Origin of the sequence: Halorientalis sp. LT38, from assembly GCF_037031225.1 — an archaeon.
GTDB classification, from domain to species: Archaea; Halobacteriota; Halobacteria; order Halobacteriales; family Haloarculaceae; genus Halorientalis; species Halorientalis halophila.
Window position 1 is genome coordinate 2862872 of record NZ_JAYEZN010000001.1, and the last position, 19525, is coordinate 2882396.

At 69.1% G+C, this 19525-nt stretch carries 19 protein-coding genes; 11 read left to right on the forward strand and 8 right to left on the reverse strand.

The window, feature by feature from the left end; genetic code table 11:
* The first annotated feature begins 103 nt into the window (after window positions 1-103).
* Both U5918_RS14775 and U5918_RS14780 read left to right on the forward strand, forming a co-directional pair.
* On the forward strand, window positions 104-1441 hold the full coding sequence (locus U5918_RS14775; protein WP_336002259.1) for a DUF92 domain-containing protein: 1338 nt from the start codon (window positions 104-106) through the stop codon (window positions 1439-1441).
* The gene (locus U5918_RS14780; protein ID WP_336002260.1) at window positions 1438-1863 is read left to right on the forward strand and encodes a GNAT family N-acetyltransferase; all 426 of its coding nucleotides are present in this window, start codon (window positions 1438-1440) and stop codon (window positions 1861-1863) included. The genes U5918_RS14775 and U5918_RS14780 overlap by 4 nt, the downstream gene beginning before the upstream one ends.
* On the opposite strand, the gene dnaG is transcribed toward U5918_RS14780, so the two are convergent.
* Window positions 1860-3185 carry a DNA primase DnaG gene (gene dnaG / locus U5918_RS14785; protein WP_336002261.1) on the reverse strand — a complete coding sequence of 442 codons (1326 nt, stop codon included), beginning with the start codon at window positions 3183-3185 and terminating at the stop codon, window positions 1860-1862. The two genes, U5918_RS14780 and dnaG, sit on opposite strands and share 4 nt — an antisense overlap.
* Before the next feature lie 188 nt (window positions 3186-3373).
* On the opposite strand from dnaG, the gene U5918_RS14790 reads away from it, so the two are divergent.
* Both U5918_RS14790 and U5918_RS14795 read left to right on the forward strand, forming a co-directional pair.
* Entirely contained in the window at window positions 3374-3721 is a 348-nt protein-coding gene (locus U5918_RS14790; protein WP_336002263.1) for a tRNA-binding protein, read from the forward strand.
* A 317-nt stretch (window positions 3722-4038) separates the two neighbouring features.
* Entirely contained in the window at window positions 4039-4344 is a 306-nt protein-coding gene (locus U5918_RS14795; RefSeq protein ID WP_336002265.1) for a hypothetical protein, read from the forward strand.
* Window positions 4345-4381: 37 nt separating this feature from the next.
* On the opposite strand, the gene U5918_RS14800 is transcribed toward U5918_RS14795, so the two are convergent.
* Genes U5918_RS14800 through U5918_RS14810 form a run of 3 tightly spaced genes read right to left on the reverse strand, consistent with a single transcriptional unit; the run spans window position 4382 to window position 8967 of the window.
* The gene (locus U5918_RS14800) at window positions 4382-5290 is read right to left on the reverse strand and encodes an ABC transporter permease (protein WP_336002266.1); all 909 of its coding nucleotides are present in this window, start codon (window positions 5288-5290) and stop codon (window positions 4382-4384) included.
* Window position 5291: 1 nt separating this feature from the next.
* A complete protein-coding gene (locus tag U5918_RS14805; RefSeq protein WP_336002268.1) occupies window positions 5292-6209 on the reverse strand; it encodes an ABC transporter ATP-binding protein in 918 nt (305 codons plus the stop codon).
* A gap of 4 nt (window positions 6210-6213) precedes the next feature.
* Window positions 6214-8967, reverse strand: coding sequence for a S8 family serine peptidase (locus U5918_RS14810; protein WP_336002270.1), 2754 nt, complete (start codon window positions 8965-8967; stop codon window positions 6214-6216).
* A 168-nt stretch (window positions 8968-9135) separates the two neighbouring features.
* Between U5918_RS14810 and U5918_RS14815 the strand changes: the two genes are divergently transcribed.
* Window positions 9136-10077: an HFX_2341 family transcriptional regulator gene (locus U5918_RS14815; RefSeq protein ID WP_336002272.1), complete on the forward strand. Its 942-nt coding sequence runs from the start codon at window positions 9136-9138 to the stop codon at window positions 10075-10077.
* Window positions 10078-10151: 74 nt separating this feature from the next.
* Here the strand turns inward: U5918_RS14815 and U5918_RS14820 are convergent, their stop codons facing one another.
* Complete coding sequence (locus U5918_RS14820) at window positions 10152-10916, reverse strand: DUF1405 domain-containing protein (protein WP_336002274.1); 765 nt, start codon at window positions 10914-10916, stop codon at window positions 10152-10154.
* 107 nt (window positions 10917-11023) lie between these two features.
* On the opposite strand from U5918_RS14820, the gene pdxS reads away from it, so the two are divergent.
* Together pdxS and U5918_RS14830 are read left to right on the forward strand one after the other, a co-directional pair.
* Window positions 11024-11932 carry a pyridoxal 5'-phosphate synthase lyase subunit PdxS gene (gene pdxS / locus U5918_RS14825; protein WP_336002276.1) on the forward strand — a complete coding sequence of 303 codons (909 nt, stop codon included), beginning with the start codon at window positions 11024-11026 and terminating at the stop codon, window positions 11930-11932.
* 198 nt (window positions 11933-12130) lie between these two features.
* The gene (locus U5918_RS14830) at window positions 12131-14125 is read left to right on the forward strand and encodes a DUF6114 domain-containing protein (protein ID WP_336002277.1); all 1995 of its coding nucleotides are present in this window, start codon (window positions 12131-12133) and stop codon (window positions 14123-14125) included.
* Window positions 14126-14133: 8 nt separating this feature from the next.
* Here the strand turns inward: U5918_RS14830 and U5918_RS14835 are convergent, their stop codons facing one another.
* Both U5918_RS14835 and U5918_RS14840 read right to left on the reverse strand, forming a co-directional pair.
* Window positions 14134-15009: a homoserine kinase gene (locus U5918_RS14835; RefSeq protein ID WP_336002278.1), complete on the reverse strand. Its 876-nt coding sequence runs from the start codon at window positions 15007-15009 to the stop codon at window positions 14134-14136.
* 128 nt (window positions 15010-15137) lie between these two features.
* Complete coding sequence (locus U5918_RS14840) at window positions 15138-16055, reverse strand: hypothetical protein (protein ID WP_336002279.1); 918 nt, start codon at window positions 16053-16055, stop codon at window positions 15138-15140.
* A gap of 101 nt (window positions 16056-16156) precedes the next feature.
* On the opposite strand from U5918_RS14840, the gene U5918_RS14845 reads away from it, so the two are divergent.
* The 4 genes from U5918_RS14845 (at window position 16157) to U5918_RS14860 (ending at window position 18679) form a co-directional block, all read left to right on the forward strand.
* Window positions 16157-16477 (forward strand): thiamine-binding protein, encoded by a 321-nt coding sequence (locus U5918_RS14845; RefSeq protein ID WP_336002280.1) that lies wholly within the window; start codon window positions 16157-16159, stop codon window positions 16475-16477.
* 24 nt (window positions 16478-16501) lie between these two features.
* Complete coding sequence (gene mch, locus U5918_RS14850) at window positions 16502-17434, forward strand: methenyltetrahydromethanopterin cyclohydrolase (protein ID WP_336002281.1); 933 nt, start codon at window positions 16502-16504, stop codon at window positions 17432-17434.
* Window positions 17434-17916: a double winged helix-containing putative transcriptional regulator gene (locus U5918_RS14855; protein WP_336002282.1), complete on the forward strand. Its 483-nt coding sequence runs from the start codon at window positions 17434-17436 to the stop codon at window positions 17914-17916. Before mch ends, U5918_RS14855 begins: the two co-directional genes overlap by 1 nt.
* A gap of 82 nt (window positions 17917-17998) precedes the next feature.
* Window positions 17999-18679: an HAD family hydrolase gene (locus U5918_RS14860; protein ID WP_336002283.1), complete on the forward strand. Its 681-nt coding sequence runs from the start codon at window positions 17999-18001 to the stop codon at window positions 18677-18679.
* A gap of 4 nt (window positions 18680-18683) precedes the next feature.
* Here the strand turns inward: U5918_RS14860 and U5918_RS14865 are convergent, their stop codons facing one another.
* Complete coding sequence (locus U5918_RS14865; protein ID WP_336002285.1) at window positions 18684-19496, reverse strand: SDR family oxidoreductase; 813 nt, start codon at window positions 19494-19496, stop codon at window positions 18684-18686.
* Between the last annotated feature and the right edge of the window lie 29 nt (window positions 19497-19525).

Genomic DNA, 19525 nt, shown 5'->3' on the forward strand with positions numbered 1-19525 from the left:
GCCCGTGAGCAGACGGGGGTTGAGGCGCGAGCCTGCGGACTCGCGCCGAACCCCCCGCGAAAAAAGGTGGTTGTTAAGTGCGTATCGCAAAAACGGACGGACCGTGACGGCGACAGTTCGGCGGGCTGGAGCGTTCGCGTTGGTGGGGACGGGTGCGTTGCTCGTGCCGGCCGCCAGCCGGACGGTCTCGCAGGCGGTCGCGACGGTGGCCGGGACGCTGCCGTTCATCGCGATCGCCGTGCTCGCCCTCTACGTCGTCGATTCGGGGCCGCTGTTCGAGCTGTTCGCCCGGCCGGGCGACCGCGAGGACGGACGGCTCTACGGGCTCGCGGGCTTCTCGCTGGCCATTGCGGGATTGGCGCTGCTCGCCCTCCAGTTCGGCCTCCCGCTCTCGGTGTTCGCGGCGGTGGTGTTCATCCTCTCGTACGGGAACCTCACGCAGAACCTGGTCGGGATGTGGCGCGCCGATCCCGTCGCGGCGACGGCGGGGTTCGTCGCCGGCGGGTCGCTGCTGGGCTTCGGCGCGGGGCTGGCGACGGTGGCGCTGACGCCGGAGGCGTTCCTGCCGCCGACGCTGGCCTTCTTCGCGGTCACGGGGGCGCTCCTGGCGTCGCTGTTGCGGGCGGTCCTGTTCGCTCGCGACGATCCGCTGGTGCTGGTCACCGTGGCACTCCTGCTGTGGCTGTTCGCCGACCTCGGCGTCGCGGTCTCGCCGACCAGGGTCGGGATCGCGCTCGCGGTCACCGGCGTCTTCGGCTACGTCTCCTACTGGCTGGAGGCGGCCTCGATCCCGGGGATGGTCACCGGCGTGTTGCTCGGACTCCTCACGATCGTCCTCGGCGACTACGGCTGGTTCGCCATGCTCATCACCTTCTTCGGCGTCGGCGCGCTCTCGACGAAGTTCCGGTACGACGACAAACTCGCCCGCGGTATCGCCCAGGAGAACGAGGGGGTCCGCGGGAGCGGGAACGTGCTGGCGAACTCGCTGACGGCGCTCGTGGCGGTCATCGGCTTCGCGGCGAGTCCCTCCCACGTCCCCGTCGCCCCGAGCCTCTTCCTGTTCGCCTTCGCGGGGGCCGTCGCCGCGGCGATGAGCGACACCCTCTCCAGCGAAATCGGCGGGCTCTTCGATAATCCGCGGCTGATCACGACGCTCGAACGGGTCGCGCCCGGGACCGACGGGGCCGTCACCTGGCAGGGGGAGGTGGCCGGGATCGTCGGCGCGGCGCTGATCGCCGCCATCGCGGTCCTCTTCGAGTCCGTCGCGCCGGTCGGTGCGGTGGTGATCGTCGCGGCCGGCGTCCTCGGCATGACGGCCGACAGCCTCCTCGGCGCGACGGTCGAGGGTCGCTACGTCGGCAATCAGGCCGTCAACTTCCTCGCGACGGTGGTCGCCGCCGTCGCGGGCGGGGCGCTCGCGCTCGGCATCGGCGTGCTATGATCCGCCCGGCCGCCGAGTCGGACCTGCCGCACCTCCGCGCGATCCAGCGCGTCTCGCTCGCAGAGCCGTGGGACGGGTTGCTCGAACCGGCAGTCGTCGGCCCGCCAGTCGTCCTGGTCGTGACCGATCACGCGACGTCAGAACCGGTCGGCTACGCCGTCGCCATCCCCGACGACGACGGGGCCTATCTCGCGGAGATCGCGGTCGCCCCGGACCACCGTGGCGAGGGGAACGGGTCGCGATTGCTCGAGGCCCTCTGCGACCGACTCGCAGTCGAGGGGTTCGAGACCGTCCGGTTGACGGTCCGCGAGGGCGACGAGCGGGCGCGGTCGTTCTACGCGGACCACGGGTTCTCGGTACAGTCGAGGCTCCCGGAGCACTACGAAGACGACGACGGGCTGGTGATGGCCCGAGACAGTTAGAACTGGTCGGCCGTCCGGATCCGGACGCCGGTGGGCTGTTTGACGAACTCGCCGGTCGAGCGCGGGACGATCTGTTCGACGCCGCGCTGGGCGGCCACGTCCAGCAACCGCTGGTCGAGTTCGCCGTCCAGCACCACCGTCGTCGGCGCCGGCTCCGCCTCGGCGACGGCCTCGAACGCCTCCGTCGCGGGGGCCGAGGACAGGACCCCGAACTCCCGGTCCAGCAGGACTACCTCCTCGCTGTCCGTCCCGACGACGGCCTCGACGTGGCCGGCCAGCGTCTCCGGAACGCTCGGGGCCTCCGCGGGTTCCGGGTCCGCTTCAGCGTCTCCGGAGTCGTCGCTCTCGGCACTGGCCCCCGACTCCGGCGTCCGTTCGTCGGTCTCGGTCGCCTCGTCGGCGTCCCGCGACGCGTCGGTCTCGGCCGGTGACTCCGTGGTCGCCGGCGACTCGCTCGTCCCGGGCGGGGCGGGTCTGGCGCTCCCGTCGGTCGCGGCGACGGTCTCGTGGGGCGAGGTCGCGCCGGCGACGGCGTCGGCGGACACCTTCTCCCGGAGCGCCGCCATGACCTCGTCGCGCGAGAGGTCCTCGACCGACCGGTTCTCGGGCGCGAAGGCGGCGTAGTCCACCGCGCCGACCTGCTGGAGCTCCTTCAGGATCAGGTCGCCGCCGCGGTCGCCGTCGAGGAAGGCGGTCACGGTCCGCTCGCGAGTGAGGTCGGCGACCGGCTCGGGGACGTCGGTCCCTTCGACGGCGACGGCGTTCTTGATCCCGTACTTGAGCAACTGGAGCACGTCGGCGCGGCCCTCGACGACGATGATCGCGTCGCTGTCGCCGACGCGCGGGCCGGCGGGCAGCCCCTCGTACTCGGTGACGTCCTCGACCCGGACCGCCTGGCGGACCTCCTCGATCAGGTCCGCGCTGCGGGTGACCTCGCCCTCGAACGAGGCGAGCAGGTCGGTGGCCCGCTCGACGATGGCGCGGCGCTTGGCGGCGCGCACGTCCTCGATCTTCGTCACTTCGAGGTCCGCGCGGCAGGGGCCGACTCGTTCGATCGTCTCCAGGGCGGCCGCGAGGATGGCCGTCTCGACCTTGTCGAGGCCGCTGGCGATGGTCACCTCGCCGTAGGAGCGACCGCCCTCGGAGTCGATCTCGACGTCGATCCGGCCCACCTTCGAGGACTCCTGCAGGGCCCGCAGATCGAGTTCGTCGCCGAGAAGCCCCTCGGTCTGGCCGAACACCGCGCCGACGACGTCACTCCGCTCTACCACCCCGTCGGCGACGACGTCCGCGTGGATCAGGTATTTCGCTGAATCGTGCATTGGTGATGAACTGCCCCTGCTGGGGGCGATGCTGTGAACCGCGTGTGGATGACGCGTCCATGAACGCACCCATGGATACACGTGGACGTAGCGCCTTTGCCGTCATATACCTACCGTTCCGGTATGGATATTGATATGTCTACTCGGCCGACGAAACCGACTTGCCGCTGGCGGGGCAGCCGGCCGATATGGGAATGGACGAGCCGGACGTGGCACCCGAAGAGTTCCTGGAAGACGTCGAGATGCGGGTCGGGACGGTGGTCTCGGTCGCGGACTTCCCCGAGGCCAGAAAGGACGTGTACAAGCTCGAAGTCGACTTCGGCGAGGAGGTCCGCCAGTCGGCGGCGGGCCTGACCGACAACTACGCCAAGGCCGATCTGGAGGGCCAGCAGGTCCTCGCCGTCGTCAACCTGGGCACCGTCTCCATCGCGGGCTTCGAGAGCGAGTGTCTGGTGACCGGCGTCGACGACGCCGAGGGCGACGTCGTCCACCTCCAGCCCGAGCGGGAGGTCCCAGACGGCACTCGCGTGTACTGACGCCGACCTGTCTGGAAGCCGACGCTGGTAGGGACTCGCAATTCGTTCGCTTCGAACGTGTCCACACAGCCGGACGTGCGTACGGCGGCATAAGTCGACCTTATCACCCGCGTTCGACCGCCTATGGACGTGCTTACGCGGACGCCGAGATGCGTGTTCGCCGACCTGTACCGAATCGACGTTATGTGGTGCTATTTCGTCCCATACCGGTCGTTAATGGAAGTTTTTACTCGATAGTAAGTAAGGCTTATACACGTTACTCCGCTCGGGTCGGATATGGTTCTCTTCCAGTCTGCTTCGGACAGCGGTGATCGACGATGATGTGGCAAGATATCGTCTTCCTCGGTGGCAGCGTCTTCTCGCTGGTCGTACTGGTGCCGACCCTGAAAGACCGGATGGCCAACGTCCCGTTAGGCACGTCCATCCCCTCCGCGTCCCTGGGGATCGTCTACGGCGTGACCTTCTTCACCATGGGGATGACGATGTCGGCGGTCGGGTCACTCACGACCGGCGTAATGTGGAGCTTGATCGCCGCGCTGCGTTCGCCGCACCCCTACCGGGACCAGTTGAGCGCGCAGGTGCGCGAGTCGGCCACGCATCGCGGGCCGCAGAACGCGGACTGAATTCGGGTCGGTCGAGCGCAGGCGACGCGTCCGCGGGTCAGATGTCCATTCGCTGGAACTGCACGAGAGCGACGCCGAGTAACCCGAACGTCAGGAACAGACAGAGTGCGAGCGACACGCTCGGGTCGACGTGGCCCACCAGTTCGAGCGAGCCCTCGAGGGACCCCTGCTCCTCGGGGACCTCGTAAACGCCCGTCCAGAACCCGAGTTGGGCCTGTACCTCGACGGGCATCGGTTCTCCTGTCGCATCGAGGAGCAGGGTGTAGACGTTCCCGAGGTGATAGCCGAGGTCGATGGCGTACAGTGAGTAGTCCTCGTAGATGTCGCCGGGGAAGACACGGGCGACGAACAGCGCGAAGAAGAGCGCGGGAAAGATCGCGGTCAGCGCGGCGGTCTGGAGCCGTTTGCGAGTGAACACGCCGGCCGCGATGCCGGCGGCACTGACCAGCGCACAGACCAGAAGCGCGTACAGGGCGGTTCCGGGAAGCACGGCGAAGACGCCGCCGTGGATCGCCGCGGCGCTGAACCCGCCCATCCGGAAGACCGCGACTGCCACGAGGAGTAGACTCGCGACGCCGATGGCGAACAGGTAGGCGACGTTGGCGACGAAAGTCGCAATCAGCACCTCCCATCGCCGGACCGGTTTGCTCAAGAGCAGATCGAGCGTCCCGCGCTCGGCCTCCGTGGCGAGCGTGAGCGCGACGAAGAGGGTGCCGGCAGCGAGCAACGCGATGCCGACGCCCCAGAACCAGGCCAGGCTGGTGTAGACGGAGAGCAGTTCCACCTCCTGTTCGCCGAGTGACAACGTGTTGATGGCGTCGGGCATCTCGCCCGTGAACCCGAGCGCGAGGAACCAGAGCACCGTGGAGAAAGCCAGCAGGTACGCCAGCAGGAGCTTCGGGTTCGAGAGGTCACCGATCGTCTTCCGGAAGACGGCGAGGAACACGTCAGGCCTCCCCCTCCTCGAGGATATCGAGGAACCGCTCTTCGAGACCGCCCTGGCGGGCCATCGAGTGCAACCCGAGGGCGGCGTCACTGAGTACCTCCGGGAGAGAGACGGTGAAGGCCGCGGGGTCGGCGACCGTGACCACGACGGCTCCCCCGCCGTCGCGGTCGACTCGCTCGACGCAGTCCCGAGCCGCGAGCAGATCAGCCAGGCGATCGTTGTCCGAGGCGTCGACGACGTACCGATCGGCCGCCGTCGCGGAGAGCACCTCTTCGAGGGGTCCCGAGGTCACGACCCGTCCCTCCTTGAGGACGGTGACGGTGTCGATGAACTGCTCGAGTTCGGTGAGGACGTGGCTGCTCACGAAGACCGTCGTCCCCTCGTCGGTCAGGCTCTCGAGGGCGTCGATGATCATCGCGCGGCCCTCCGGGTCCAGCGCCGCCGTCGGTTCGTCGAGAATCAGCAGCTCCGGATCGGCGAGCATCGCCTGCCCGACGGCCAGTTTCCGCAGCATCCCGCCGCTGTACCCGCCGACGGCTTGGTCCGCCGCGTCGTCGAGGTCGAGCCACTCGAGGAGTTCGTCGGCCCGCTCGCGCGCCGAGCCGTCGACGCCCGAGAGCTCGCTCATGTAGACGAGGTAGTCCCGGCCGGTCATCGACTCGTAGAACTCCGGATTCTGCGGGGCGTACCCGACGTTTCGCCTGGCCGCGAGCGTTCCGGCCGGCTCGCCGTCGATGGTGGCCTCCCCGCTCGTCGGTGTGACCAGCCCCACGAGCATCTGCATCGTGGTGGTCTTGCCGGCCCCGTTGTGCCCGACGAAGCCGTGAATCTCACCGCGTTCGACCGCCAGGTCGATCCCGTCGACGGCCGTCACGTCGTCGTACTCCTTCGTCAGATCGGTCGTCTCTATCATGCTCATGGTCTCACCTGAATCGCCGCCTCCCGTAGGGGTACAACAGCACACCGAGGGCTGCCGCCGTCGCGGCGTACAACAGGAGGTCGGCCGTCGAATCCCCGGGTGGGCTGCCGATCCCTCGCTCCTCACCGTCCTCGCCCCTGACCGTCGTCGTGCCCTCGACGTCGAGCTCCGTCGCGACGTTCTCGAAACTGTTCCCGAAGACGTCCGCGTCGACGTCGAGGAGTCGGTCGCCGACGCGCCCGCTGAGGACCACGCCTCGCTCTGCGTCCCGGATCTCGTTTTCCCGGACCAGTGCGTTGACGCTGAAATCCCGCAGCGTGACGCCGGTCGCAGCGGCGGCGATCCGGTTGTACTGGACGGTGAGGCTCTTCGTGAACTGCGCGAAGATCCCGTGGTCGGCACCCGAGAGATCCAGGTCCTGGAGGTGGACGCCGTCGCCGTCGAGGACGCTCACCGCGGCGGTCGCGCCGTCGGCGACGACCTCGATACCCTGGAACCTGACGTAGTGGCTGGTTATTTGCACCCCGAAGCGCCGCTCCCCGGACCCGCCGCTGGCGACGAGCGTCGGATCGGATCCCTCTTCGGCCGCGACCGTGATTGGCCGGTCGAGAACGAGCGCCGCCTCGTCGTCGCGGCTCTCCTCGAAGATGGGGACGTCGTAGCGCGACGCCGGGAACGACGCGTCGACGGCCTCGATCTGACGCTCCCAGCGATCACCGGCCAGTTTCACGAACGTCCCGGGGGCGGCGCTGTCGAGGGCCGCCTGGAGGTCCTCCCCCTCGGCGACCAGCATCGGCCGCTCGTGGACGTGGATCGTGTCGAGTTCGATCCTGGTCGTGACCGGCTCACCGGGACGCTCGCTCTCCGCCGCGACGCCGACGGTCAGCGGGAGGACACCGCGCGTCCCGTCCGCCACGGCGATTTCGATCCTGAGCGTCCGCGTCCCGTCGGCGAGACGCACCGGCCGGCCGAGTTCGGCCGATTCCCCGTCTATCGTCACCGACACCGCCGACGCATCGAGGGCCACCGGCGACTCGCGGACGAAGACGCCGGCATTGTCTGCGTGCTCGACCTGGAACGCCATCGAGATCGTGTCCCCGGGCTCGAACACGGTCGGCGGTCGAGCCGTCCGCTGGACGTCCGGACGGCGCTCGGTCTCGAAGGCGAGGTCGCGCCCCGCACCGGGCGCGACCCGCCGCCTGACCGACTCGTACCCGACGGCCGAGGCGGTGACGGCTGCGTCACCGGGCGGAACCGACAGGGAATATCTCCCCTGGCCGTCGGTCCGGGTCGCGTCCCCGGTCACCGCGGTGACGGCCGCATTCGCGACCGGTTCGCCCCCGGGGTCGGTCACCGTGCCGGTCACCTCCCGGTTCCGACCCACGAGTTCGGCAGCGGCGGCGGCCGCGTTGACCACCCCGTGACCGAAGTCGCCGTTCGTCTCCGGGTACTCGTACGGGTCGCCGGGTTGTTCGGCGGTCTCGGTGAGGAGTCGCTGGATCTCGGCGGGTGCGAGATCGGGATCGAGCGAGCGAAGCAGGGCGACCACGCCGGCGACGTGTGGGGGGCCGTTGCTGTACCCGTTCGTGCGCTGGTGCCCCCCGTCGAACTCCTCGTTGTCCGGGACCGCTGTGAGTACGTCGTAACCCGCGGTCACCACGTCCGGGACGGTGTAGCGGTCGGGCCAGTTTTCCGGGATCAGATCGCTTCGCCAGTGCCGCTCGGTCAGGATCTCGCCGCCGTTGCCGTCCCGGAACGGGTCGCGGTCCCGATCGACGGCCCCGACGCTGAGCGCGTGGTAGAAACTCCCCGGCGCGAAGAAATAGTCGGAGCCGACCGTCGCTGGGACGACCACTGTTCCGGCCGCGATGGCGTTCGCGATCGGTTCGATCGCCTCGTGTTCGAGCGGGCCGAACTCGAAGCTCATCGAGACCACGTCGGCGTCCTTCTCGACGGCCCACTCGAGTGCGGCGATCGTCGAGGCGAAGATACCATCCTGACTCTGCCGGGCGACGATCAGTTCGGCGTCCGGGGCGACGCCGATCTGCGTCCCGCTCGCGTCCCCGCCGACGGCGAGACTGCTCATGCCCGTCCCGTGGCCGTGCGGATCGTGCGGATCGCTGTCCACGCGCTCGCCCTCGGCGTCGAATTCGGCCCACGCGGCCAGGTCGATGTCGGGATGGGCGGCGTCGACGCCCGTGTCGATGACGGCGACCCGGGCCCCTTCGCCTCGCGTCTCGAACCGGTCCCAGACCGCCGGGACGTTCATCATCTCCAGTCCGTAACTGATCCCGTCGTCGGCCTGTCTCGACTCCGAGACCGGGCCGTTGGCGGCAGTCGATTTCGGCGCGGGACGCGATCCGCCCCCGGCACCGGTCCGGTGCACTCGATCGACGCCGTCGATTGCGGCCAGATCCGCGAACGCGGCCCGATCCGTGTCGACCCTGACCAGGACGGCGTTCGCAAGCCAGAACCGTCGCCGGAGCTCCATCCCGGGCGTGTCCCGGACGTAGTCGACGACCCGCTGCTGTGTGCGACTGGCACGGTCCCTGAGCGTCCGTACGACCTCGCCTCGCTCGCCCCGAGAGTCAGTGTCTGACACGGCTTCGAGGCGAACGACGGCGTCGACCCGTCCGGACTTCGCGGCCAGATCCGGGTCGACGGTCGCCCCGCCCGTCCCGGTTGCACCGACCGCGGCTGCCGTTCCGCCCGCAGCGGCCAGAAAGTCGCGTCTGCCGACAGCGGTGGCCTCGTCCATACCTCTGGCCGTGGGTAGTCTAAATGATAAATATTGATCCTGTTACGAATCGATAATACGGCAGCCCGCGTCGGACGACGCCCGGCAGGCGCGAGCGCAGATCGGTACCGCTTCGCGACGGAACCGAGGACTGGCAGTTTATATGGCCGCCGGTCCCCACGTCTCCGTATGCAGACCCACATCGTCCCGGTCGGGTTCGACTACGACCGGCTGATCGCGCCGCTGGTCCGCGAGCGGCTGGACGTGGACCGGGTCGTCCTGCTGGAGGGGGCCGTGGGGAGCGAGGCCAACGTCGAGTACTCGCGCAACCTCGCGGAGAAACTGGAGAAGGACTTCCGGAACCTGCTGGGGGCCGAGACCGAACGGGTCGTCGTCGAGGACGTCTACGACTACGACACGGCCTTCGAGCAGGCCTACAGCCTGATCATGAGCGAACTCGACCGGGGTCGCGAGGACGGGGCCGACGACGCCGGCGGCAGCGAGATCTGGGTCAACATCTCCGCGATGCCCCGCACCGTCTCCTTCGCCTTTGCCACCGCGGCCCACTCGATCATGGTCGAGCGCCAGGAGGACCGCGACCGCATCCACACCTACTACACGGTCCCGGAGAAGTACCTCGAGACCGAACTCGCCGAGGAACTGCGCTGCCAGATCGACCTGCTCTCGGATCTGGGCGAGGACGTCGACGACGACAGGGTCACCGAGCGGCTGGAGAGCGCCCGGAACCTGCTCGACGAGTTCGACGAGCGTGGGACGACCATCGGTGCGAAGGAGATCGACGGCAGTCACGTCGTCGAGCTCCCAGTGGCTTCCTTCTCGAACGTCAAGCCCTTCGAGGAGATCATCCTCTTCACGCTGGGAGAGCACGGCGAGTTCGAGTCGGTGTCGGAGCTGGCGCAGGAACTGGCGCGTGAGCTGGGCGAGGAGTACTCGGACAGTTTCCGGTCGAAGGTGATCTACAACGTGGATCGGCTGGGGCCGGGTGGGAAAGGGTACATCGAGCAGGAGGAGCACGGGAAGTCGTATCGGACGCGGTTGTCACGCATCGGGGAGTTGTGGGTCAGGGCGCATGCGGATAGCGAGCCCGAACGAAGTGAGGGCTCGTTCTAGCGAACGGCGACCGCAGGGAGCCGTGAGCAGCGAGGACGAGCGAAGCGAGTCCTGGTTATAGCGAACAGTCCTGATCACCCGGTAAGCTCGGCTTTCTTCGCGCGCGTGGCGGTCGCGAGGAAGACGGCGAGGACGGTCAACACGACGGCGCCGGCGGCGGCCTGGTCGTGGGCGGCCAGCGAGTGGTCGAAGCCGCCGACGACCTGTTCCGCGCGCAGGAGGGTGTGGTGGGGGTCGCCGACGATGGGGACGAAGTAGTCGACGACGTCGTTGAGCGTGTACCAGGCGGTTGCGAGGGCGATGGCCCAGATGGGGAAGTCGCTGTAGCGATGGATCAGGAAGGCTTCGACGGCCATCAGGGCGTGGCTCCAGATCAGGAAGTGGTACATCAGCGGGTTCAGGTCGCCCAGGCCGTTGACGAGCAACTGGACGAACGGGGTCCAGAGGCCGAGTTTGATGCAGCCGAAGAAGGCCAGGACGTGGAGCCACTCGGCCTGCCAGTCGAGCCGCCAGGCGATCAGCGAGAGGCCGATGAATCCGGTGGCGACGGGGCTGTCGGGGACGAAGAGCCACATCTCCGGGGGCGTCAGTGCGAACTGGCCGGCGAAGAGGGGGTCGGTGAAGGGCCAGGGGTGGAAGCCGTAGTACCAGAATCCGAAGGCGGTGCCGAGCAGGTTGACGATGGCGATGGGCCAGGCCAGGCGGAGGGCGGCGTCCTCGAGCCAGGCGGGCAGGGGCGCGAGGTAGCGGGGCAGGGGCTCGCGCTCGGGCAGCGCGGCGTCGAAGTAGCGGGCGATGAAGCCTTCGAGCCGACGACCGAGCCTGGTGACGACCGACATGGCGGGATCGACGGCCGACTGGGGCAAAACGATACCGGAGCGGGTCGGGGGCTCGCGTCCTTCCGGAAAGGACACGCGTTAAGTGCGTGACGGCCCAACTCGATGGTATGTCAGAGCCGACCGATCTGGAGGAACTCCGTCGCGGGACCGATCTGGTCAAGCGCGGGTTCGCGAAGATGCAGAAGGGCGGCGTCATCATGGACGTCGTCGACCCCGAGCAGGCCCGCATCGCCGAGGACGTGGGGGCCGTGGCGGTCATGTCACTGGAGGCCGTCCCCGCGGACATCCGCAAGCGCGGGGGCGTCGCCCGGATGGCCGACCCCGCCGACGTCGAGGAGATCATCGACGAGGTGTCGATCCCGGTGATGGGCAAGTCCCGCATCGGCCACACGAAGGAGGCCCAGATCCTCGAGGCGACGGGCGTCGACATGATCGACGAAAGCGAGGTACTCACCCCCGCCGACGACCGCTTCCACATCGACAAGCGCGAGTTCACGTCCCCGTTCGTCTGCGGCGCGCGGAACCTCGGTGAGGCCCTGCGCCGGATCCACGAGGGCGCGGCGATGATCCGGACCAAGGGCGAAGCCGGGACGGGCGACGTCAACCAGGCCGTCCACCACCAGCGCAACATCAAGGGCGCGATCCGCGAACTCGAAGGGGCGAGTCACGAGGAGCGAGAGGCGTGGGCCCGCGAGAACGACGCGCCGATCGACCTGGTTCACGAGACCGCGGAGATGGGCCGGCTGCCGGTCGTGAACTTCGCCGCGGGCGGCATCGCGACGCCCGCCGACGCGGCGCTGATGATGCACCACGGCTGCGACGGCATCTTCGTCGGCTCCGGTATCTTCGGCGCGGAAGACCCCGAGGCGATGGGCACCGCCGTCGTCGAGGCCGTCAACAACTGGGACGACCCCGAGAAACTGGCCGAGATCTCCTCGAACATCGGCTCGGGGATGAAGGGCGACGCCAGCGCGGACCTCCCCGAGGAGGAGAAACTGCAGGGCCGGGGCGTCTGAGCAGACACTCGGAACCCACTCTCTCGACTGTTTTATCGACTGACACGTTCACATTCCCTCGAAGGCAGGTACGATTCGGACCCTCACGACGGCACGTTTAAACGCCCGGTCAATAGGCGCAGAATACTTTTTAAGACGACTTCGGAAGTTGTGCCCAGAGAGCCACGTCGCTGGGGGGCGTGCGGGGCAGATGGGACCATGAGTACGAGAATGAACTCGACGTTCGGGCGGGACGAGCAAGTAGCAGCGGTGATCGGGGCGATACTGGGGGCGATTCCGGCGGGGCTGGTGATCCAGCTCCTTCCCGGGCCGGGCGGGAGCAAGACCCAGGGATTCGAGTACTTCGCTACGCTGGTCGGTGGGAGCGGTCTCACCACCGGCTGGCTGGTCTGGATCGGATCCTGCGTGCTGTTCGCGCTCGTGTTCGGCGTGTTCATGTCACGGACGGTCAACGAGTTCACGAACACGATCATCATGATCTCCCGGAAGAGCCACCTCACACAGAAGATCCTGGTGCCGCTCCTGCGGCGGTCGGCGCTCGGACTCACGGCCGGGAGCATGGGACTGCTCTACGGCCACATCCTCGGGTACGGCGTCTTCGCCTACGGGTTCCCGGTCGCGCTGTGGGCCCTCGGCGCCCCGACCGGGATCCCGCCGCTGGCCGACTTCTCGGTCATCTTCGGCTACCTCGTCTTCGGGCAGATCATGGGGACCGCGTACGGGATCCTGCTCGAACAGAACTGGTACGCGCCGGCCGAGACCGCCGACGAGCAGAACGCGGCCGTGGTGGGCGCCGTCGGCGGCGGCGTCGCCGGCGTGGCCGTCCTCTCCGTCCTCGGCGGCAGTTCGATGCTCGCCGAGATCGGCGGTCTGATCGGCGCGCCGTCGCCGCTCGCCGGCGCCACGGTGTTCGTCCTCGCCGGGTTGATTATGGGCCTGGTCTTCGCCGTCGTGCTGGCCCGGACGATCAACGACTTCACGAACACGGTCATCATGTTCTCGCGGCGGTCGAAGACGACCCAGAAACTGCTCGTTCCGCTGCTCTCCCGCGCGGCCCTGACGGTCACCGCCGGGAGCATGGGCCTGGGCTACGGGATCGCCCTCGGCGTCGCAGTGCTGGCCCTCGGTGCGGCCGGGGTGATCCCGAACCTCGGTCTGGCCGGCCTCGTCGCGCTGGCGGTCTACGGGCAGGTCCTCGGGAACGGCTACGGACTCGTGCTGGAGAAGTTCGACGGGTCGATGCTCGTCCCCGGCGAGGAAGTCCGGGCGGGCGTCGCGGCGTCGGTCGGCGCCGGGCTCGTCGGCGGGGGCGTCGCCGCCCTCGCGGTCGGCCTCTCGCTGTTTTCCGGCCTGGCCGAGACGGTCGGCCTGACTGGCGTCTCGACCGGCTTCGGCGTCTGGATGGGGCTGTCGGTCCTGCTCGGATTCGCCTTCGTCGCGTACGTCTCCCGGACGATCAACGACTTCACGAACACGGTCATCATGTTCTCGCGGCGGTCGAAGACGACCCAGAAACTCCTCGTCCCGCTGCTCACCCGCGCGGCCCTGACGGTCACCGCCGGGAGCATGGGCCTCGCATTCGGGCTCGTCGTCGGCCTCCTCTTCTTCGCCGGCTCGGTCGCCGGCCTCCTCCCCGCGACGGGCCCGCTGATCGTCGTCGCCTTCCTGGTGTACGGCCAGGTGCTCGGCAGCGGCTACGGCCTGCTCCTCGAGGACGTCTCGCTCGGGCTCTTCGGCGGGTCCGGCGAGAGTCCGACCCGCGAGGAACCGGCGTCGGTGCCGGGTCGACCGGGCGCCTTTGCGCGGTGGCGGGCCGGGCGCCCCTTCGCCGGCGGCGTCCTGCTGATCCTCGCCGGGATGATCATCGCCGCCATCCCGATCCGACTGCAGATGATCTCCGCGACGCAGGGGCCCTCCTACTCCGCGCTGGGGATCGTCTTCGCGGCCATGGTCGTCGCCTGCGGCGTGTTCGCCCTCGTCAAACCGCAGCTTTCGACCCTGATCGGCGTGACCGGCACGACGATGTCGATCCTCTCGTTGATCGGTGCGTTCGGCGGCCTCGTCATCGGCATGCTCGTCGGCATCGTCGGCGGCAGCCTCTGCGTCGCCTGGCAGGAACCCGGCTCCGAGGAGACCGCCACCGGCGAGGAGCGCTTCCGCTGGATCAACGAGAGCGAACGCCAGCGCTGGTAACCCAGTTCTCAGAAAACGGTCGCGCCGTCGCCGATCTCCGTCTGGTAGACGCGGGCGTCGACGCCGACCGACTCGAACCGGTCGATCATCGCCGTGCCGACGCGTCGCCGATCCCGTTCCTCGCAGGCCGCGATGACGGTCGGGCCGGCCCCGCTGATGGTGACGCCGGTCGCGCCGGCGTCCAGCGCGGCGTCGCGGACCTGCGAGTAGCCGTCGATCAGCTTCGCACGGGCGGGCGTGACGACGGTGTCGTTCATCCCTTCGCCGACGAGGTGGGGGTCGTCGCGGTGCATTCCCGTGGTGAGCGTCGCCGCCCAGCCGACCGTCTCGATCAGCTGGTCGACCTGCGCCGATTCGGGGACGACCGCCCGCGCGTCCCGCGTGGAGACGACGATGTCGGGGAGGCAGGCCACGAGCGGGATGTCGGCGTCGACCTTCGTGACGCCGTCGTCGGTCGCGATGGTGAACCCGCCCATGATCGAGGGGGCGACGTTGTCGTCGTGGGCGTCGCCCGAGACGACGGCCTCTCCCTTCGCGGCGATGGGGACCAGTTCCTCGCGGGAGTAGCCCCGATCGTAGAGTTCGTTCAGGCCGACGGCGGCCGCGGCCGCGCTGGCTGCGGAGGAGCCAAGGCCCGAGGCCGGGCGGACCCCCTTGTCGATGACGATGCGGGCGGGCGCCTCCAGCGCCTCGGCGACGGCGCCGACGGTGTTCTTGTCGGGGTCTTCAGGGATGTACTGGCTGCCGACGCCGGTGACCTCGATGCTGATTTCCTCTGCCTTCTCGACGCGAACGACGTCCGCCGGGCGGTCGAGCGCGACCCCGAACACGTCGAAGCCGCTCCCGAGGTTCGCGCTCGTGGCTGGCGCCCGGACGGTGAGCATGCACAACGCTTCCCCCAGGGTCGGCAAAAAGGTAGCGGACTGCCGGTTTTTCGCCCCGTCACCACTCCCTGTCGCAAAGCCCCTCGTCGCGGGCCCGCACGCCACCGACCGAAAACCGTCTGGCCCCCTCAGTTCAGCACGTCCTGCAGGTCGTCGGTGTCGACCTGGCCCTCGATCAGCACGGCGGTCCCGGCCTGCGTCGTGGACAGGTCGTCCCACTCGTCGAACTGCTCGGTGTCGGCGTACTCCTCGACGCCGTCCATGTCCACGTCGTCCTCGCTGTCGAACACCAGGACGGTCCCCAAATTGGTCGTCTCACCGTTGACGGTCGCCCCGAACCCGCCGGCGACGTTTTCCTCGAAGCGACCGTTTTCAGCGTTCGTCTCCTCGGGCGGATCCTGCGTCCGCAAGAACGCGAACGTCGGCGAGCCCAACTCGTCGGATACGCCCTTGAATCCCTCGCTCTCGTCGACGTAGCGGTCTTCCTCGCCGTTTTTGGCGTCGATCAGCGCCTCGACGATCTCGACGGGGTCCGCGTCCGAGGTGAAGGTGGTCCTGGAGTACAGGACGTTGCTGCCGTCGATCCCGACGGCCCGACGCTCGTTCGGTCCGAGGTAGACGGTGTAGCCCTCGTACTCGGTGTCGTCGTCGTAGTCCTCGTCTTCGAGTTCCGTGGCGACGGCCTCCCGTTCGTACTCGGCCGCGATCCGCCCGCCGAACCCGCCGATCGTGACCCTCGACTGCACGTCCTCGACGTCCAGGTCGACCGTTTCGAGCGGGAACGAGTCCTCGTTGCTCTCGAAGCTCTCGTCGTAGTAGTCGCTGTCGAACGCGTCTTCGTTGTCCACGATCGTCCGGTAGTCGGTGAACGACACGATCTGGTGATCGTCGTCCCCGACAGCTCCCGGCTCGAACACCCAGTCCGTGTAGCTGCCACCGACGAACGGAATCGCGTCCGTGACCGCGCTACAGCCCGCCAACCCGGCGACGCCGACCGTCGCTGCACTCACCCGAAGCGTCTCCCGCCGCGTGATGTCTCTGCTCACGAACACATTCGCACGGCGATACGTCTAATAGCTTCGGTCGAGATCGGCAGGGAGCACCGATCGGCGGGGGATTTTACCGCCTTCGGCCCCAACGTGGGGCCATGACAGTCGTCGGATTCCTGAGCGTCGCGCCCGTGATCGAGGGGAGCATGGCCGGCGAGGTGGCGAAGGCCGTCGCGGCCCTGGACGAGTTCGACGTCGCCTACGAGACGACGCCGATGGGGACGACCATCGAGGCCGATGAGATCGGGGAGCTGTTCGCCGCCGCCCAGGCCGCCCACGAAGCCGTCGACGCCGACCGGGTGAGTACGGTGCTGAAGATCGACGACAAACGCGGCCGCGGGTCGGCCCGGGAGAAAGTCGAGGGCGTCGAGCGGGAACTGGGCCGCCCGGCGCGCAGCGACCGGGACCCGGACGCCTAAAGGGCGGCCGGCCGAAGCGGGGGTATGGAGAGTCTGAATCGCATGGCGACGGACCTCGTCGACGAGGCCATCGACTTCGCCGACGAGCTGAACGTCGCCGTCTCCCGCCTCGAGAACGACGCGACGGTGCTCGACTTCGGCGTCGAGATCCCCGGCGGGCTCGAGGCCGGCCTGTTGCTGACCGAGATCGCCACCGCCGGCCTCACGTCCGTCAGCACGACGATGGATTCCGTCGCCGGCGCGCCGCTGACGCACGTCGAACTGTCGACCGACCACCCCGCCCTGGCGCTGCTCTGCGGGCAGAAGGCCGGCTGGGAGCTATCCGTCGACGGCTTCGAGGGGCTGGGCGGTGGCCCCGCGAGAGCCCTCGTCGCAGAGGAAGACGTCTTCCAGCGGGTCGGCTACCGCGACGAGTTCGACTTCGCCGTCCTGACAGTCGAGAGTGACACGGTTCCGGGCCTCGCCGTCACCGAGCACGTCGCCGACGTGGCGGGCGTCCCCGAGAGCGGGGTCTTCCTGCCGGCGTTCTCGACGGCGAGCGTCACCGGCAGCGTGTCGATGGCCGCCCGCGCGGCCGAACTCGCCGTCTTCCGCCTCTCGGAACTGGGCTACGACCCGCTGGACGTGCTCTCGGTGTCGGGCACCGCACCGGTCGCCCCGGTCGCCGACGACGAGGAGACCGCCATCGCCCGGACCAACGACGCGCTCGCCTACGGCGGTCGCGTCCACCTGGTCGTCGACAGCCCCTTCGACCGCTTCCAGGAGGTCCCCTCCAGCGCGACCGAGGAGTACGGGCGCCCCTTCGCCGAGATCTTCGAGGACGCCGACTGGGACTTCTACGAGGTTCCCGAGTCCGTCTTCGCCCCCGCGCAGGTCACGATCGACGTGGTCGGCGGCGAGACGCACGTCCTCGGCGAACCGAACCACGACCTGCTGGCCGACTCCTTTTCCCTCTGATGCGGTTCAAGGTCGCGCCCGACCCGGTCGACGCCGACCTGCTCGCGGCCGTCCACGGCGCGATCCCCCTCGTCCCCGGGTCGACCGACGACTGTTGCGCCCGGATCCAGAACCGGACCGATATCTCGAACCGGGAGGCGGCCGAGTCGTGGCTCACCTTCTGCCGGGCCGTCGAACTGGCGACCGAGACCGATCGGGGGTACGAGCGACGGCGGCGCGACCCGACGGACCCGGCGGTCGCCGACGCGTTCGTCGAACGCGTGTTCGGCGTTCGAGAACTGCTGGCCGCCCTCGACGCCGCCGACGAGCCAGTGAGTGTCGACGCGGCGTTCCAGGCGATCCGCGACGAGGTCCCGAACTGGGAGCGCAACCGCCACGCCGACTGGGAGCGCGTCTGGACCGAGCGGACCCGCCGTCTGCTCGACTGGGCCGTCCTGTTCGGCCGGGTGGAGCGCGCCGACGGCGGCTACCGGCCGGCCTGACCGGTTTCGAGGCGATCCCGTCTCCCGGCAAGGTTCGGCCGGGGCCGAACCCTTTAGCGCACGGCGGGCGAACCCGCGAGCGATGGACGACCGGTCGCCGGAGGCGGTGTTCCTCGACCTCGACGGGACGATCTGTGAGTACCGGCGCTCCTGCGCGGAACTGCTCGCGGCCGCGTTCGACGAACTCGACGTCGATCCCTTCTTCACGCCCGCCGAGTACCGCGAGCGGTTCCGCCTCCAGGTCGTCACCGACGAGACCCGCGCCGAGCGCCGCGAGGCCGCCTTCGTCGACCTCGCCGAGGCCGAGGGCCGCGACCCCGCGCTGGGCCGCCGCCTCGCGACAGTCTACGCTTCGATGCGCGATCACGGCGACGTGGACCCGCTCGACGGCGCGCTGGCCGCCGTCGAATCGTTAGGGGAGGCCTACGACCTCGCGCTGGTCGCCAACGGCGGGCCCGAGACCACGGACCCGAAACTGGCGACGCTGGGCCTCCGGGACGCCTTCGACGTGATCGTCTACGCCGGCTACGACACCGCGCCCAAGCCCGAACCCGGCGCGTTCCACGAGGCGCTGTACGCGCTGGACGCCGCGCCCCGCCGGGCCGTCCACGTCGGCGATTCCGTCTTCGAGGACGTGCGCGGGGCCGACGGCGCGGGCATCCAGGCCGCGCTCCTGACCGACGGCTCCGAGCCGACGTCCACGCCGGACTACCGGCTGGAGTCGATGGCCGACCTCGAAGCGCCGCCGTGGGAGGAGGGGTGACCGGTCAGGACGGCGACGCCGGTGACTCCGTTCCCGCCGCCCCGCCGTCCCCGTATCGCCGGTCGAGCCACGCCGCCCAGGTCGTCGTCCCGACCGTTCGGTCCGGACAGGTCGCCTCGCCCGCCCGGAACCCGGCCATCGCGTCGCCGGGGACCGGCAGGCGGAACTGGAGTCGCCGCTTGCCCCGCGCTCGCCGGTACGACCGCGCGATCTCGCCGAGCGTCAGCACCTCCGGACCGCCGACCTCGGGCACGCGTCCCCCGGCTTCCGGCGTCGCGTGCTCGACGATGGCGTCGGCCGCCTCGTCGACCGCGATCGGCTGGCTCCGAATCTCCGTCGGCAGCGGCCAGACGGGAAGCCAGGAGACCTGTCCCAGCAACTCGTCGAGGAACTCGTGGAACTGCGTCGCGCGAACGATGGTCCAGGGCACGTCGCTCGCTTCCACCGCGCGCTCGGCGGCCAGTTTGTCCTCGTAGTAGGAGAGGGAAATCTCGTCGACGCCGACGATTGACGGGTACAGGAAGTTCTCGACGCTCGCCTTCGCCGCCGCGTCCAGCAACCGCTCGGTCCCCCGCACGTCGACGGCCTCGCTGTCGCCCTGCGGGGCGGTCGCGGCGTGGACGACCACGTCCACGTCCGAGACGGCGGCCTCGATCCCCGTCCCGTCGACGAGGTCCATCTCGATCCACTCCACGGCATCGTCGGCCGTCGGCGGCGACCGACTCGCCGCGCGCACGTCGTGGCCCGCCTCCAGCAGTCGGGGTCTCAGGGCGCTGCCCAGCGTGCCGGTGGCACCGGTCAGCAGTGTCCGAACCATACCGGAACGAGGGCTGGGAGAGCCGAATC

Excerpts from the sequence above, each read along its gene's own strand:
- U5918_RS14780 (WP_336002260.1), top strand. The coding sequence starts at position 1,438 with ATGATCCGCCCGGCCGCCGAGTCGGACCTGCCGCACCTCCGCGCGATC.
- dnaG (WP_336002261.1), bottom strand. The coding sequence starts at position 3,185 with ATGCACGATTCAGCGAAATACCTGATCCACGCGGACGTCGTCGCCGAC.
- U5918_RS14790 (WP_336002263.1), top strand. The coding sequence starts at position 3,374 with ATGGGAATGGACGAGCCGGACGTGGCACCCGAAGAGTTCCTGGAAGAC.
- U5918_RS14795 (WP_336002265.1), top strand. The coding sequence starts at position 4,039 with ATGATGTGGCAAGATATCGTCTTCCTCGGTGGCAGCGTCTTCTCGCTG.
- U5918_RS14805 (WP_336002268.1), bottom strand. The coding sequence starts at position 6,209 with ATGAGCATGATAGAGACGACCGATCTGACGAAGGAGTACGACGACGTG.
- U5918_RS14810 (WP_336002270.1), bottom strand. The coding sequence starts at position 8,967 with ATGGACGAGGCCACCGCTGTCGGCAGACGCGACTTTCTGGCCGCTGCG.
- U5918_RS14815 (WP_336002272.1), top strand. The coding sequence starts at position 9,136 with ATGCAGACCCACATCGTCCCGGTCGGGTTCGACTACGACCGGCTGATC.
- U5918_RS14820 (WP_336002274.1), bottom strand. The coding sequence starts at position 10,916 with ATGTCGGTCGTCACCAGGCTCGGTCGTCGGCTCGAAGGCTTCATCGCC.
- pdxS (WP_336002276.1), top strand. The coding sequence starts at position 11,024 with ATGTCAGAGCCGACCGATCTGGAGGAACTCCGTCGCGGGACCGATCTG.
- U5918_RS14830 (WP_336002277.1), top strand. The coding sequence starts at position 12,131 with ATGAGTACGAGAATGAACTCGACGTTCGGGCGGGACGAGCAAGTAGCA.
- U5918_RS14835 (WP_336002278.1), bottom strand. The coding sequence starts at position 15,009 with ATGCTCACCGTCCGGGCGCCAGCCACGAGCGCGAACCTCGGGAGCGGC.
- U5918_RS14845 (WP_336002280.1), top strand. The coding sequence starts at position 16,157 with ATGACAGTCGTCGGATTCCTGAGCGTCGCGCCCGTGATCGAGGGGAGC.
- mch (WP_336002281.1), top strand. The coding sequence starts at position 16,502 with ATGGAGAGTCTGAATCGCATGGCGACGGACCTCGTCGACGAGGCCATC.
- U5918_RS14855 (WP_336002282.1), top strand. The coding sequence starts at position 17,434 with ATGCGGTTCAAGGTCGCGCCCGACCCGGTCGACGCCGACCTGCTCGCG.
- U5918_RS14860 (WP_336002283.1), top strand. The coding sequence starts at position 17,999 with ATGGACGACCGGTCGCCGGAGGCGGTGTTCCTCGACCTCGACGGGACG.
- U5918_RS14865 (WP_336002285.1), bottom strand. The coding sequence starts at position 19,496 with ATGGTTCGGACACTGCTGACCGGTGCCACCGGCACGCTGGGCAGCGCC.